General features: G+C 64.8%; 8 protein-coding genes. 2 read left to right on the plus strand and 6 right to left on the minus strand.

The genetic code is table 11. The annotated features are described in order from the left end of the window. The first annotated feature begins 88 nt into the window (after positions 1-88). Positions 89-4,240: a DNA-directed RNA polymerase subunit beta gene (gene rpoB / locus WC729_RS00850; protein WP_372848563.1), complete on the plus strand. Its 4,152-nt coding sequence runs from the start codon at positions 89-91 to the stop codon at positions 4,238-4,240. Positions 4,241-4,314: 74 nt separating this feature from the next. Then, a complete protein-coding gene (rpoC, locus tag WC729_RS00855) occupies positions 4,315-8,583 on the plus strand; it encodes a DNA-directed RNA polymerase subunit beta' (RefSeq protein WP_372848565.1) in 4,269 nt (1,422 codons plus the stop codon). Between the two features lie 202 nt (positions 8,584-8,785). Here rpoC and WC729_RS00860 read toward each other — a convergent pair whose 3' ends face one another. From WC729_RS00860 to WC729_RS00885, 6 genes are read right to left on the minus strand one after another with little or no spacing between them, the layout of a single operon-like run. Next, positions 8,786-9,421 carry a TetR/AcrR family transcriptional regulator gene (locus tag WC729_RS00860; protein ID WP_372848567.1) on the minus strand — a complete coding sequence of 212 codons (636 nt, stop codon included), beginning with the start codon at positions 9,419-9,421 and terminating at the stop codon, positions 8,786-8,788. Then, positions 9,418-10,572, minus strand: a complete 1,155-nt coding sequence (locus tag WC729_RS00865) for a hypothetical protein (RefSeq protein WP_372848569.1) — start codon at positions 10,570-10,572, stop codon at positions 9,418-9,420. The genes WC729_RS00860 and WC729_RS00865 overlap by 4 nt, the downstream gene beginning before the upstream one ends. Continuing rightward, positions 10,539-11,681 (minus strand): DSD1 family PLP-dependent enzyme, encoded by a 1,143-nt coding sequence (locus WC729_RS00870; protein ID WP_372848571.1) that lies wholly within the window; start codon positions 11,679-11,681, stop codon positions 10,539-10,541. Before WC729_RS00870 ends, WC729_RS00865 begins: the two co-directional genes overlap by 34 nt. Continuing rightward, positions 11,681-12,934 carry a D-arabinono-1,4-lactone oxidase gene (locus WC729_RS00875; RefSeq protein ID WP_372848573.1) on the minus strand — a complete coding sequence of 418 codons (1,254 nt, stop codon included), beginning with the start codon at positions 12,932-12,934 and terminating at the stop codon, positions 11,681-11,683. Before WC729_RS00875 ends, WC729_RS00870 begins: the two co-directional genes overlap by 1 nt. Then, a complete protein-coding gene (locus WC729_RS00880) occupies positions 12,931-14,094 on the minus strand; it encodes an SO2930 family diheme c-type cytochrome (protein ID WP_372848575.1) in 1,164 nt (387 codons plus the stop codon). Before WC729_RS00880 ends, WC729_RS00875 begins: the two co-directional genes overlap by 4 nt. Before the next feature lie 10 nt (positions 14,095-14,104). Further along, positions 14,105-15,343, minus strand: coding sequence for a parallel beta-helix domain-containing protein (locus tag WC729_RS00885; protein ID WP_372848577.1), 1,239 nt, complete (start codon positions 15,341-15,343; stop codon positions 14,105-14,107). Between the last annotated feature and the right edge of the window lie 14 nt (positions 15,344-15,357).

The following is a 15,357-nucleotide window of genomic DNA, read 5'->3' on the forward strand; positions in this document are numbered from 1 at the left end:
CCGAAAACGAGCGGCTTTTTGCGTCTTTATGCGTGCCCGCCCGGTGGATTCCGGGCACGATATTATCAGCTGTAAGGCGAAAAACTCCATGGCGACCAAGGCAATCGAGGGCGGCACGCTTAAGCGCCGCATCCGCAAGGTGTTCGGCAACATCCACGAAGTGGTGCAGATGCCGAACCTGATCGAGGTTCAGCGCGAATCCTACGAACAGTTCCTGCGGTCGGATTCCTCGATCGGCTATGTGTCCGGCCTGGAAAAGACGCTGCGCAGCGTCTTCCCGATCCGAGATTTCGCCGGCACTGCCGAACTCGACTTCGTGAACTACGAGCTCGAGCCGCCGAAGTTCGACACCGACGAGTGCCGTCAGCGCGGCATCACCTATGCAGCGCCAATGCGCGTTACCCTGCGCCTGATCGTGTTCGAGGTGGACGCCGATACCGAGGCCCGGTCGGTCCTCGATATCAAGGAGCAGGACGTGTACATGGGCGACATGCCGCTCATGACGCAGAACGGCACCTTCATCATCAACGGCACCGAGCGCGTGATCGTCAGCCAGATGCACCGCTCGCCGGGCGTCCTGTTCGACCATGACCGCGGCAAGACTCACGCGTCGGGCAAGTATCTCTTCGCGGCGCGCGTCATCCCGTATCGCGGTTCGTGGCTGGATTTCGAGTTCGACGCCAAGGACATCGTCAACGTCCGCATCGATCGCAAGCGCAAGCTGCCGGTCACGGCGCTGCTCTACGCGCTCGGCCTGAACTCCGAGGAAATCCTCAACTATTTCTACAACCGCGTGACCTTCGTCCGCGGCCAGGGCGGTTGGGTCATCCCCTTCCAGGCCGAGAACTGGCGCGGCCAGAAGCCGATGTTCGACATCATCGATGCGAAGACCGGCGAAGTCGTGTTCCCGTCGGGGCAGAAAATCTCCCCGCGCGCCGCGAACAAGGCAGCCAAGGACGGCCTGACCGACCTGCTGATCCCGACCGAAGAGATCTTCGGCCGCTATTCGGCTTATGATCTGGTCAACGACGCGACCGGCGAGATCTACATCGAAGCCGGCGACGAAGTGACCGGCGAGAATCTCGAACTGCTCGACAAGGCCGGCATCGACCGGATCGAGCTGCTCGACATCGATCACGTCGCCACCGGCCCGTGGATTCGCAACACGCTCAAGGCAGACAAGGCCGAAGAGCGCGAGCAGGCGCTCAGCGACATCTACCGCGTCATGCGCCCCGGCGAGCCGCCGACGCTGGAGACTGCAGAGTCGCTGTTCAGCGGCCTGTTCTTCGATCCCGATCGCTACGACCTGTCGGCCGTCGGCCGCGTCAAGCTGAACATGCGCCTCGACCTCGACGTCGAGGACACCGTCACCACGCTGCGGACCGAGGATATCCTTGCGGTCGTGAAGACGCTGGTCGATCTGAAGGACGGCAAGGGCGAGATCGACGACATCGACAATCTCGGCAACCGTCGCGTGCGTTCGGTGGGCGAGTTGCTCGAGAACCAGTACCGCGTCGGCCTGCTCCGCATGGAGCGTGCCGTCAAGGAGCGCATGAGCTCGGTCGACGTCTCGACCGTTATGCCGAACGACCTGATCAACGCCAAGCCGGCGGTTGCCGCAGTGCGCGAATTCTTCGGCTCGTCGCAGCTGTCGCAGTTCATGGATCAGACCAACCCGCTCTCCGAAGTGACGCACAAGCGTCGCGTCTCGGCGCTTGGGCCGGGCGGTCTCACCCGTGAGCGCGCCGGCTTCGAAGTCCGCGACGTTCACCCGACCCATTATGGCCGCATCTGCCCGATCGAGACGCCGGAAGGCCCGAACATCGGCCTGATCAACTCGCTCGCCAGCTTCAGCCGCGTCAACAAATACGGCTTCATCGAGACGCCATACCGCAAGGTCGTAGACCACAAGGTCACCGACGACGTCGTCTATCTGTCGGCGATGGAAGAGGCCAAGCACACGATCGCGCAGGCCAACGCCGAGCTCGACGAGACCAAGGGCTTCGTCGAGGATCTGGTGTCGTCGCGTCAGGCAGGTGAATTCCTGATGGCGATCCCCGACAACATCACGCTGATGGACGTCAGCCCCAAGCAGCTCGTCTCGGTCGCCGCATCGCTCATTCCGTTCCTGGAAAACGATGACGCCAACCGCGCGCTGATGGGATCGAACATGCAGCGCCAGGCAGTGCCGCTGGTTCGCGCCGAGGCACCGTTCGTCGGCACCGGCATGGAAGAAACCGTGGCGCGCGATTCGGGCGCCGCGATCTCGGCCAAGCGCTCAGGCATCGTCGACCAGGTCGACGCGGCGCGCATCGTGGTTCGCGCCACGGGTGAGGTCGAGGCCGGCCAGTCGGGCGTCGACATTTACACGCTGATGAAGTTCCAGCGCTCCAACCAGAACACCTGCATCAACCAGCGTCCGCTGGTGAAGGTGGGCGACGCGGTGCGCGCCGGCGACATCATCGCCGACGGCCCGTCGACCGAGTTCGGCGAGCTGGCGCTGGGCCGCAACGCGCTCGTCGCGTTCATGCCCTGGAACGGCTACAATTATGAGGATTCGATTCTCATCTCCGAGCGTATCGTGAAGGATGACGTCTTCACCTCGATCCATATCGAGGAATTCGAAGTCATGGCACGCGACACCAAGCTCGGGCCGGAAGACATCACGCGCGATATCCCGAACGTCGGCGAGGAAGCGCTTCGCAACCTCGACGAAGCGGGCATCGTCTATATCGGCGCCGAAGTGGAGCCGGGCGACATCCTGGCCGGCAAGATCACCCCCAAGGGTGAATCGCCGATGACGCCGGAGGAGAAGCTCCTCCGCGCCATCTTCGGTGAAAAGGCGTCGGATGTGCGCGATACGTCGCTCCGCCTGCCGCCGGGCGTTGCCGGTACCGTCGTCGAGGTCCGGGTGTTCAACCGCCACGGCATCGACAAGGACGAGCGCGCGATGGCGATCGAGCGCGAGGAGATCGAGCGCCTGAAGAAGGACTCGGACGACGAACGCTCCATCGTGAACCGCGCGACCTGGTCGCGTCTTCGCGAGATGCTGCTCGGCCAGACCGCGACCGCCGCGCCGAAGGGCCTGAAGAAGGGCGTCGAGATCGACGCCGATCTGCTCGACAGCGTCGACCGCCACGAGTGGTGGAAGTTCGCCGTCGCCGACGACAAGATCCAAAGCGATCTAGAGGCGGTCAAGGCGCAGTATGACGATGCGGTGAAGCTGATCACGGACAAGTTCCATGATCGTCGCGAGAAGCTGGAGCGGGGCGACGAGCTGCCGCCGGGCGTGCTCAAGATGGTCAAGGTCTTCGTCGCGGTGAAGCGCAAGCTGCAGCCGGGCGACAAGATGGCCGGCCGTCACGGCAACAAGGGCGTGATCAGCCGCATCCTGCCGGGTGAGGACATGCCGTTCCTCGCCGACGGGACGCCGGTCGATATCGTGCTGAACCCGCTGGGCGTGCCGTCGCGCATGAACGTCGGTCAGATCTTCGAGACGCATCTTGGCTGGGCCGCGCGCGGTCTGGGCGGCCAGATCGCCCAGGCGCTCGAGGATTGGCGCGAAGCGAACCCCGACCCCAAGCCGGGCCAGATGCCCGACACGGTCAAGGATCGCCTCAAGACCGTCTATGGCGAGCAATACCATGCCGAGATCGACGCGCGCACGAGCGACGAGATCATCGAACTGGCGCAGAACCTGCGCGGCGGCGTGCCGATGGCAACGCCGGTGTTCGACGGTGCCCGTGAGGCTGACGTTTCGGCGATGCTCACGCTCGCCGGGCTCGACACCTCGGGTCAGTCGGACCTGTTCGACGGCCGCACCGGCGATCAGTTCGATCGCAAGGTGACGGTGGGCTACATCTATATGCTGAAGCTGCACCATCTCGTGGACGACAAGATCCACGCACGGTCGATCGGCCCGTACAGCCTCGTTACCCAGCAGCCGTTGGGCGGCAAGGCCCAGTTCGGCGGTCAGCGCTTCGGTGAGATGGAGGTCTGGGCACTGCAGGCGTACGGCGCTGCCTACACGCTGCAGGAAATGCTCACGGTGAAGTCCGACGACGTGGTCGGCCGCACCAAGGTCTATGAGGCGATCGTCAAGGGTGACGACACGTTCGAGGCCGGCATTCCGGAGAGCTTCAACGTGCTGGTCAAGGAAATGCGGTCGCTGGGTCTGAACGTCGAGCTGAAGAGCGTCGAGCAGTTCGACTCGGACGGCGTCGCGATCGCGGCGGCATGACGGATCGGGCGTTGCCTTCGGGCAGCGCCCCCTCCCCCGTCCGCACAGAATTTTTCCCTGGAGGGAATTGAGACATGAACGAACTGACCAACTTCGCCAATCCGGTGGCCAAGCCGGAAACCTTCGACCAGATCCAGATCGGGATCGCCTCGCCAGAGCGCATCCGGTCCTGGTCGTTCGGCGAGATCAAGAAGCCGGAAACCATCAACTATCGCACGTTCAAGCCCGAGCGTGACGGCCTGTTCTGCGCGCGCATCTTCGGTCCGATCAAGGATTACGAGTGCCTGTGCGGCAAGTACAAGCGCATGAAGTACAAGGGCATCGTCTGCGAGAAGTGCGGCGTCGAGGTCACCGTCTCGAAGGTCCGCCGCGAGCGCATGGGCCATATCGAGCTGGCCGCCCCGGTTGCGCACATCTGGTTCCTGAAGTCGCTGCCGTCGCGCATCGGCCTGCTGCTCGACATGCAGCTGAAGCAGCTCGAGCGCGTGCTGTACTTCGAGGCCTATATCGTGATCGAGCCGGGCCTCACCCCGCTCGAAAAATATCAGCTCCTCACCGAGGACGAGCTGCTCGACGCACAGGATGAATATGGCGAGGACGCGTTCTCGGCCGGCATCGGCGCCGAGGCAGTCCGCATCATGCTCGAAAGCCTCGATCTCGAGGGCGAGCGCAAGGACCTGCTGGAAGAGCTGGCGGTCACCAAGTCCGAGCTGAAGCCCAAGAAGATCATCAAGCGCCTGAAGGTCGTCGAGAGCTTCATCGATTCCGGCAACCGCCCGGAATGGATGATCCTCGAAGTCGTGCCGGTCATCCCGCCCGAGCTGCGCCCGCTGGTGCCGCTGGACGGCGGTCGCTTCGCGACCTCGGATCTGAACGATCTGTATCGCCGCGTGATCAACCGCAACAACCGCCTGAAGCGCCTGATGGAGCTGCGTGCGCCGGACATCATCGTCCGCAACGAAAAGCGCATGCTGCAGGAAGCCGTCGACGCGCTGTTCGACAATGGCCGCCGCGGCCGCACGATCACGGGCGCCAACAAGCGTCCGCTGAAGTCGCTGTCCGACATGCTCAAGGGCAAGCAGGGCCGCTTCCGCCAGAACCTGCTCGGCAAGCGCGTCGACTATTCGGGCCGTTCGGTCATCGTGACCGGTCCCGAGCTCAAGCTGCACCAGTGCGGCCTGCCGAAGAAGATGGCGCTCGAGCTGTTCAAGCCGTTCATCTACGCCCGTCTGGACGCCAAGGGTCTTTCCATGACCCTGAAGCAGGCCAAGAAGTGGGTCGAGAAGGAGCGCAAGGAAGTCTGGGACATTCTCGACGAAGTCATTCGCGAGCACCCGGTCATGCTCAACCGCGCGCCGACGCTTCACCGTCTCGGCATCCAGGCGTTCGAGCCCGTGCTGATCGAGGGCAAGGCAATCCAGCTTCACCCGCTGGTCTGCTCGGCCTTCAACGCCGACTTCGACGGTGACCAGATGGCCGTGCACGTCCCGCTGAGCCTCGAGGCCCAGCTGGAAGCGCGCGTCCTGATGATGTCGACCAACAACATCCTGTCGCCGGCGAACGGCAAGCCGATCATCGTGCCGTCGCAGGACATGGTGCTGGGCCTGTATTATCTGTCGATGATGAAGGAGGACGAGCCCGGCCAGGGCATGCTGATCTCCGACATGGCGGAAGTGCATCAGGCGATCGAGGCAGGCGCGGTGACGCTCCACACCAAGATCATCAGCCGCGTTCCGCAGACGGACGAGGCCGGCAACCCGTATCTCAAGCGCTACGAGACCACCCCGGGCCGCATGCTGCTCGGCGAGTGCCTCCCGAAGAGCTCGAAGGTGCCGTTCGATACCGTCAACCGCCTCCTCACCAAGAAGGACGTGGGCGACGTGATCGACGAGGTCTATCGCCACACCGGCCAGAAGGAGACCGTGCTGTTCGCCGATGCGATCATGGCATTGGGCTTCAAGCACGCCTTCAAGGCGGGTATCTCGTTCGGCAAGGACGACATGATCATTCCGGACGCGAAGGTTCCGCTGGTCGATGAGACCCGCGCCCTTGTGAAGGACTTTGAGCAGCAATATCAGGACGGTCTGATCACGCAGCAGGAGAAGTACAACAAGGTGATCGACGCCTGGAGCCGTTGCGGCGACCAGGTGGCGAACGCCATGATGGACGAGATCAAGTCGGTGAAGAAGCTGCCGAACGGCCGCGAAGCCCCGATCAACTCGATCTACATGATGGCCCACTCCGGTGCCCGTGGTTCGCAGGCGCAGATCAAGCAGCTTGCCGGTATGCGTGGCCTGATGGCCAAGCCGTCGGGCGAGATCATCGAAACGCCGATCATCTCGAACTTCAAGGAAGGCCTGACCGTCCTTGAGTATTTCAACTCCACCCACGGCGCCCGCAAGGGTCTCGCGGATACGGCGTTGAAGACCGCGAACTCCGGTTACCTGACCCGTCGTCTGGTCGATGTGTCGCAGGATTGCGTCATCATCGAGAATGATTGCGGCACCGAGCGTGCGCTGGAAATGCGTGCGATCGTCCAGGGCGGTTCGACCATCGCGTCGCTCGGCGAGCGCATCCTCGGTCGCACGACCGCGGAGGACATCATCGACACCAAGACCGGTGAGGTCATCATCCCGTCGGGCACGCTGCTCGACGAGCCGATGATCGTGCAGATCGAGGCGATCGGTACTCAGTCCTGCAAGATCCGCAGCCCGCTGGTCTGCGAGACGAAGATCGGCGTTTGCGGCAAGTGCTACGGGCGCGATCTGGCCCGCGGTACGCCGGTGAACATCGGTGAGGCTGTCGGCGTCATCGCCGCTCAGTCGATCGGCGAGCCTGGCACCCAGCTGACGATGCGGACGTTCCACATCGGCGGCGCGGCGCAGCTCAACGAGCAGTCGAACCTCGAGGCAGTCGCCGACGGGACGATGGAGTATCGCGACCTTCGCATCATCATGGATCAGCGCGGCCGCCGCGTCGTGCTGAGCCGTTCGGGCGAAGTCGCGATCGTCGACATGGACGGGCGCGAGCGGGCGGTGCATCGCATCCCCTACGGTGCCTATGTCCTGTTCGATGACGGCCATATCGTCACCAAGGGCGACCGGATGGCGGAATGGGATCCGTTCACCATGCCGGTGATCACCGAGAACCCCGGCATCGTGAAGTATGTCGATCTGATCGAGGGCAAGACGCTCACCGAGCAGGCGGACGAAGCGACCGGTATCTCGCAGCGCGTCGTCACCGAATATCGTGCCGCGACCAAGTCGAAGGAGGATCTGCGTCCGCGCCTGACCCTGCTCGACGAAGGTTCGGGCGAGGCCGGCCGTTACATGCTCGCACCGGGCGCCACGCTCTCGGTCGAGGACGGTGCGCAGGTCCAGGGCGGCGACGTTCTGGCGCGTGTCTCCCGCGAAGCCGCGAAGACGCGTGACATCACCGGCGGTCTGCCGCGCGTCGCGGAACTGTTCGAGGCACGCAAGCCCAAGGAAAACGCGATCATCGCGAAGGTCTCGGGCCGCGTCGTGTTCGGCAAGGACTACAAGGCCAAGCGCAAGATCGGCATCCAGCCCGAGGACGGCAGCGAGGTCGTGGAGTATCTGGTGCCGAAGTCGAAGGTGATCGACGTCCAGGAAGGCGACTACGTCAAGCGTGGCGACAACCTGATCGGCGGCTCGCCCGATCCGCACGACATTCTCGAGGTGCTCGGCATCGAGCCGCTCGCTGAATATCTCGTGTCGGAAATCCAGGAGGTCTATCGTCTCCAGGGCGTGAAGATCAACGACAAGCACATCGAGGTGATCGTTCGCCAGATGCTGCAGAAGGTCGAGATCACCGACGGCGGCGACACCACGCTGCTCGCCGGCGAGCAGGTCGATCGCGACGAGATGGACGACATCAACTCGAAGATCGCCAAGAACCAGACCCCTGCACAGGGCAAGCCGGTTCTGCTCGGCATCACCAAGGCGTCGCTGCAGACCCGCAGCTTCATCTCGGCAGCGTCGTTCCAGGAGACCACTCGCGTCCTCACCGAGGCAGCGGTCCAGGGCAAGCAGGACACGCTGATCGGCCTGAAGGAGAACGTCATCGTCGGCCGCCTGATCCCGGCGGGTACCGGCGCGGGCATGAACCGCCTGCGGGTTGCGGCCTCCAGCCGCGATGCCGCTCTCCGCGTCCAGCAGCGTCGCCTGCAGGAAGTGCTCATCGCCCCGAACTCGGCGGCGGAAGAGCGTGCGGCCGAGCTGCAGCGCGACGTGCGCGACGACACGGGCAGCGATGCCCTGGCGTCGGTCACGACCTCGGGCACGGGCACCGACGCGGATGCCGGCGAGTATCTGAACAAGTAATCCACTGGTCCAGTGCTGACATGAATCACCGCCGTCCGGGGTTGCCCGGGCGGCGGTTTTTCTTGTGCGTTGAGGTCGCGCTAGCGCATCGAGCGTAAAATCAGAGCCACCCCATCCGTTCGTTTCGAGCGAAGTCGAGAAACCTTGCTTGGCGCCCGATCAATGTTTCTCGACTTAGCTCGAAACGAACGGGGAGAAATGTCTAATCCGCAGCCCGAACCGCGCTATCCGCCTGAAGGATCCGCGCCACCCGGCTGAACACCGCATCGGCTGACACACGCGTCTCTTCCTGTAGCATTTCGTCCGCCGCGAAGCCGAGTTCGACCGACAGCCGCACTTCCTGCCACAGCGCTTCGCGATCTGCATCCGGCAGCCAGCGCATGTAAGCGTCGACCAGCTTGTCAGTGACGTAGCGGTGCGATTCCAGGCGGACATGCACCAGCCGCGGCGAGGCGTGCAGCGCGCGCAGGATCCACACTGCGCCCGGCTCGCTCTGCGTCACCGCGGCGGTCTCGCGCAGCAATTCCTCGATGCCGCCACGCAAGGCATCGATGCCCTCGTCGGCGTGGCGCGCGATCCATTGTTCGAGCACCACGTTCTGGCGTGCCATCAGGCGCAGGCCGAGTGCCTCCAGCACATCATATTTGTTCTTGAAGTAACGATAGAGCGCCGGCGGCGTGAGGCCGGCGCGAGAGCAGATCATATTGGTCGAGATGCGATCGATACCAACCTCGGCAAGAAGATTCCCGGCAACGTCCAGCAGCAGCTCATAGGTCTGCTGGGCGCGCTCCTGCTTGGGGAGCGGGCGCTTTTCGCTGGCAAGTCCGGATAGTGTCACGCTTCTCCCGTCATCCTACGCATGGCGACGGCGCCGATCAGCGCCGTTATTCCAGCAATTGCGCAAACCGCACCGAACCACAACACATGCCCGACGTCCTTGTCCCCAATCAGAATGCCGGCGAGCAACGGACCCAGGCTCGACCCCGTCAATTGCGCGCCCCCGATCAGCAATGCCGCGCGCCGGCTGGGGTCTGCTGCGATGACGATCGGGATCTGGAACGGCAGCGCGAACAGCCAGAGGAAGCCGAACGCCGCGGTCGCCGCCACGAAGGCTTCGGCCGAGGGTGGCGCCCCCATGATCGCCAACAGGCCGAGGTTGATCAGTCCCACGCTCACGATCGTCCCCCGCGCCGGCAACCGCCCCGCGAGCAAAGTCGCTGCGCCTGCGCCCAGCACCTGCATGCCGAGCGAAAGCGGCGCAACGAGGTGGATCGTCGCCTGGGAGAGTCCCCGCTCGAGCCCGAGCGGCTCGATATAGACCCAGACCGCGACGATGAAGGCGAGGTAGAGGACGACGCCGCCCAGGGCGACAAGACCGCGCGTTGACGGCAGGCCGCCCGTATCGTCGCTGGCCGTCAGCGGCGGATAGGCAGCCGGCAGCCAGGGCAGCGCCAGCAAACCGGCCAGGGTGACCGCACCAAGGGCGGTGAACCCGCCCGCACTGGTGGCCGCGACATAGCCGATCGCGCTGGCGAGCGCGAACTGCGCCAGGGTCTGCACCGCGAGATAGATGCCCGACCAGCGCTCGGGCCGGTCGGTGCGGATGATGAAACCGATCGCGATCCAGATCAGCACCCCCTCCCCCAGCCCGGCCACGATCCGCGCGCCGAACAACGGACCAGTGCCGAGCAGCGGGGTCAGCAGGTCGGCGGCGGCGGTTAGCAGCAGGGCCACACCCGCAGTCGCGCGAAGCCGGGTCACCGGGAGGACGAAGCCGGAGGCGCCGGCCGCAATCCCCATTGCCAGCAGTTCGACCGTCGCGAGGATGCCGAGCGCCGCAACCGACAGCCGGCCCTCCGCCGCCAGTGCGCCGAGCAGTTGCGGCTGAAGGCCCGGAATCAGCACACCGATCACGCCGACGACGAAAATCGCCAGCACGCGATCGGCGGAGAAGTTCAACGCGCCCGACCTCTCGCGCTGACCGGCCATATCTCCACCAGCGTGTCGCCCCGGACGACATGATAATGATCGTACAGGTTCACCGTCGGGTCGCAGTGCGGCACGGTCAGGCTCACTGGATCGCCCGGGCGCAGGCGCGTGCCGATATCGGGCGCGATGAGCGCGGCATGTTCGTCGCCCATGAACATGAACATCGTCTCGGGCGCGGCACCGCGCTGCACCTGCGCTGCGCCGCCATCGGTCGACAGCGACTTGAAGCCGGCGTCGATGGTGACCAGCGCGTCATGGTTCGCGCTCACCACCCGCGCATCGACCGAGAGCGACGTCTCGAACGGCGGCACCGGCCCGTTCGCCAGATCGCAATCGAGATATTGCTTGTCCATGAAGACATAGGAGCCGGTCTGAAGCTCGGTGAACAGCCCGAGCTCGAGATCGATATGGTGCGTGCCGGTGCCCGATCCGGTGACGATCTCGGGCTGATACCCCGCCTCGGTCAGCGCGGCGATCACGCTCTGCAGATAGTCGGTGCGGTCGACGATCGCGGCACGGCGCGCGGCATAGTCCTCGATATGCTGCTGCATGCCGCAATAATATTGGACGCCGCGACAGGTCAGATTCGAGGATCGCGCGATCGCCTCGGCCACGGCAACCGCGGCCTCTGGCGAGGCCACGCCGGTCCGCCGGATGCCGGGGTCGACGTCGATCACCACCTCCAGCATCGCCCCCGCGGACGTCAGCGCATCGTCCCACCTTTTCACCATGTCGGGATTGTCGATCGCGGCCATCAGCCCGATCCCGCGCTTCGCCAGCGCCGCCAGCCGCTCGATCGCAACGGGCGCGCTGACCGGCGAGGTGATCAGCAGCCCCGTGATCCCGCCATCGGCCAGCACTTCGGCCTCGCCGATCTTGGCACAGCACAGGCCGATCGCCCCGGCGGCGATCTGGCGCCGGCCGATATCGACGCTCTTGTGCGTCTTGGCGTGTGGGCGCAGCGCGACGCCCCGCGCATCGGCAAAGGCCTGCATCGTGGCGATGTTCCGATCGAGCTTCTCGATGTCGAGCACCAGCACCGGGGTGTTGAGCGCGCTCCGCGAGCCCTGCTGGCCGATCAGATGGGCGTGGAGGGCCAGATCGTCCATCAGGAAAACAACTCCGTCATGTGGCGGTTGAGGAATTTCCCCGCGGGATCGACCGAGCGCCGCACGTCGCGATAGCGTTCCGCCATCGGGTAGAGCAGGTCCACATCGCCGCGCGTCAGCGTGTGGCGCTTGGCCCAGTGCGGCCGGCCGCCATGCTCGCGGAAGATCGCCTCGGCATCGGCGAACAGGCCGCGCCACGGCATCTTCGCATATTGATGCATCGATATCGCCGCGACCGGGCCGTTGTTCATCGGACTCATCCAGATGTCGTCAGCCGCAACGACGCGGAACTCGAACGGAAAGGCGACGGGCAGCCTCTTCCGCCGGATCCACGCCACGACCGTGTCGAGCGTCTCGAGCCCGACCTTGCGGGGCATCTCATATTCCATCTCCTCGAACCGGATCGTGCGATCAGACGGGAAGATGGCATGGGCCGGTCCGCGCCGCCGGCCATCCATGTTCGTCTTCATCATCATCCGCTGCAATGTCGGGATCAGCGGCGGCACCCAGGCGCCGAGGTTGAGCAGATGGCGGAACGTCGCTTCCTCGATATCGCTGGTCGAAGCGGGCGGATCGCAGGGATCGCAGTGCCGGAGCGTCTTCAGGATCACGCTGTCGGCATGCGGGAACAGCCAGAACTCGACATGCCGCTCCTGCTCGACCAGTTCATCGAAACGTTCGCGGATCTCGCCCCATGGTCGTTTCTCGATCCGCTCGGCGAGATGGAAGGCGGGCACCAGCTCGACCTCGATCTCCGTCGCGATGCCGAACAGGCCGAGCGAGAGGCGCTGCGCCTGGAACAGGTCCGGGCTGGTCGTCGCGTCGCACCACACTGCCGCGCCGTCCGCACCGATCAGCCGGAAACCGCGCGCGAAAGTCGAGAGATTGCCCAGGTCACGACCCGTGCCGTGCGTGCCCGTGCCCATCGCGCCGGCAAGCGATTGCGGGTTCACGTCGCCCTGGTTGGCCAGCGCCAGCCCCTCGTCCCACAAGGCCCCCGTCAGCCGCTTGATGCTCCATCCGGCAGGGATGCGCGCGGTCTTGCGATCGGGCGAGACGGTCATCGTGCCCGCCATGTCTTCCAGACAAAGGATGACCCCGTCCGACTGGCAGAGCGGCATGAACGAATGCCCCGCCCCTACCGCCCGCACATTGTGCGCGCCGCGCACCGCGACAGACAGCTCCGCCTCGGTCTTCGGCCGCAGCACCGGTGCGCTCGCCGTGACGCTGCCCGACCAGTTCGCCCAGCTCATCGCGCACCCTCTTTCGGGCCGCTATTCTCGGTACAGTCGCCATGAAGCGCCGTGATGTAGCGGGTCACGAGATCGACCCCTTCCTTGTGCGACAGGCTGCGGCCGAGTTCGGGCATCATCACGCCCGGATCGGTGCTGGCGAGGCGGAAGGGCAGGATCGACTCGTCGGGCTTGCCCGGCACCACGTCGAACGGACGGTCCCCCGTACCACGCCCTGCCGCGACGGGCGGCTTGCACATGCCCAGCAACCGCGCATCGCTCGTCGCGGCATCGAGCCACAGCCCGGAGGTGCGCGCCGCGCCGACCCGGTTGTGGCAATGGCTGCAATTGATATCGAGATAAGCCCGTCCCCGTGCGTCGATGCTCGCGCCGGCATCCTGCCAGTTCGCGTCCTGCGGCACGCCCATGCTCGGCACACCAGTGAGATAGCCGGCTGACACCAGCCGCTTGAGCTGGTTGATCTCCCCGCCCTCACCCGGGAAAGTCCGGTTGAGATGGCGTGCCTTCAGGCCGATCGGCGCGATCGCGCGTGTGCGGAAGTCCTGCACATGGCATCCGCCGCACTGGTTCTGGTTGGGCACGCTGTAGTCGAACGGCGTGCGCGTGGCCCCGTCGACCAGGGTGAGCGGCACATCGGCACCGGTGCGCTCCAGCACGGCATCGGTGCCGTCCGCATTCCACACATAGGGCAGCGCCACCCAGCCGCTTTCGCGCCGCACCAGCAGCCGAGTCTCGACCAGCCGGACATGGCCGAGATCGAGCCCGTTCACCCCCGTCTGGTAGGTCGCGGGCGTCACCTTAAGCACCTCGCCGCTGGTCTGCGGCGCGGCGGCGCCGGCGGGCGTGGAGAAATAGAAGGTCTTGGTGACGATCGTGCCGACCGGAAAGTCGAACCAGCGATCGGGATCATAGGTCGCGTGGACGCCCTTGGGCATCCAGACCGTCCGCCATTTCTGCGCATAGTCGCTGAACAACGGCGTCTGCAGCTCATAGGTTACCATGCCGGGGCGGGCGGCGATGCGCCCGCCCGATACGGTGAACAGCCCCCAGTCGGACAGCTTCTCGGGATTGCCCTCCGCATGGAAGGTCACCGCATCGGGCCGTCCGCAGGCACTCAGGAGCAGGGCCGCGAGCAATGCGGCGAGGAAACGCAGGGTCATGGAATAAAGATCACGATGGCTTGCCGCTGTCCTTCGTCATCGCTTCGGGCAATTTGATCTCGGGCAGACGCGTGGCGGGGGCGCAATCCACGCTGGTATCGATCCGCGCCTTGGCGAACTTGCCCGGGCCGTCGACGTTGAGCAGCTTCGCCTCGCCATTCTGGACGCAGATACCGGGCGTCTTCAGCTTGGGGTTGGTGAAGCCGTCCCACAGCACGTCCGGCAGCTTGCCGCCGCCCAGCGCCTTCATCGGCGCGAAACGCCCGCCGGGATCGTCGCCGCCGCCGGAAAAGCGATTGCCGGTGACGTAGATATTCTCCGGGAAAGGGTCATAGGCCGCCGCGATCCCCGCCTTGGTGTCGAAGCCGGTCGAATAATAGCTCGAGATGATGACGTTCGCCGTCTTGTTGTCCTTCACGTCGTTGTCGAAGATCTCGACCTCGTCGTTCGAATTGACGATCACGCCCGATCCCGGCGGGACGGAGCTGACCGCACTGCCCTTCGCGCCGAAATTGGCGTGGTTGTTGGCGACGACGGTGTTTTTGTAGACGCGCGTCTTGCTGCCCGGCACCGGCAGGTTCGGCATGTTGAACACCAGGATGCCGCCGGTATTGCCCGTCGCGGTGTTGCCATAGACATCGGCATTGTTCGAATTCTCGATCTCGATGCCAGCAACATTGCCCTCCGCCCGGTTGTCGCGGACGATGATGTTGTTCGACTGGCCGACATAGATGCCGGCGTCGGACGCACCCTTCACCACCGCGCCCTCGATCAGCACATTGGTCACCTGCACGGGGTAGAGGCCGTACGCGCCGTTCGAGGTCTTGCCCCCGCCGGTCCATTCGGCACGCACGCGGCGGATCACAGTGTTCTTCACGCCGTTGACCTTGAGCGCGTCGCCCTTGCTGTCTTCGAAGGCGAGGTCCTGGATGGTGAAGTCGTCACCGGTGACGAGCATACCCTCGGCGCCCGAGGTCTGCCTGGCGAAGGACAGGATCGTCTTGTCCATGCCCGCGCCCTTCACGGTCACGCCATTGGCGGTCAGGCTCAGGCTGCGGCTCAGCGCATATTTGCCCGCCGGGATTTCGATCACCGCACCGGGCTTTGCATCGAGTAGCTTCTGTTGCAGGTTCTTCTCGAAATCGGGATCGATCACGAAGCCCTGCGCATCGGTCTTCGGCCCGCCGCTGCAGCCGCCAACCAGTGCCAACGCCGCGACGCAACCGAGCAGTGCGATCCTGTTCGCCATCATTCCCTCTCCAT

The organism is Sphingomonas sp. (genome assembly GCF_041661825.1).
Lineage (GTDB): Bacteria > Pseudomonadota > Alphaproteobacteria > Sphingomonadales > Sphingomonadaceae > Sphingomonas.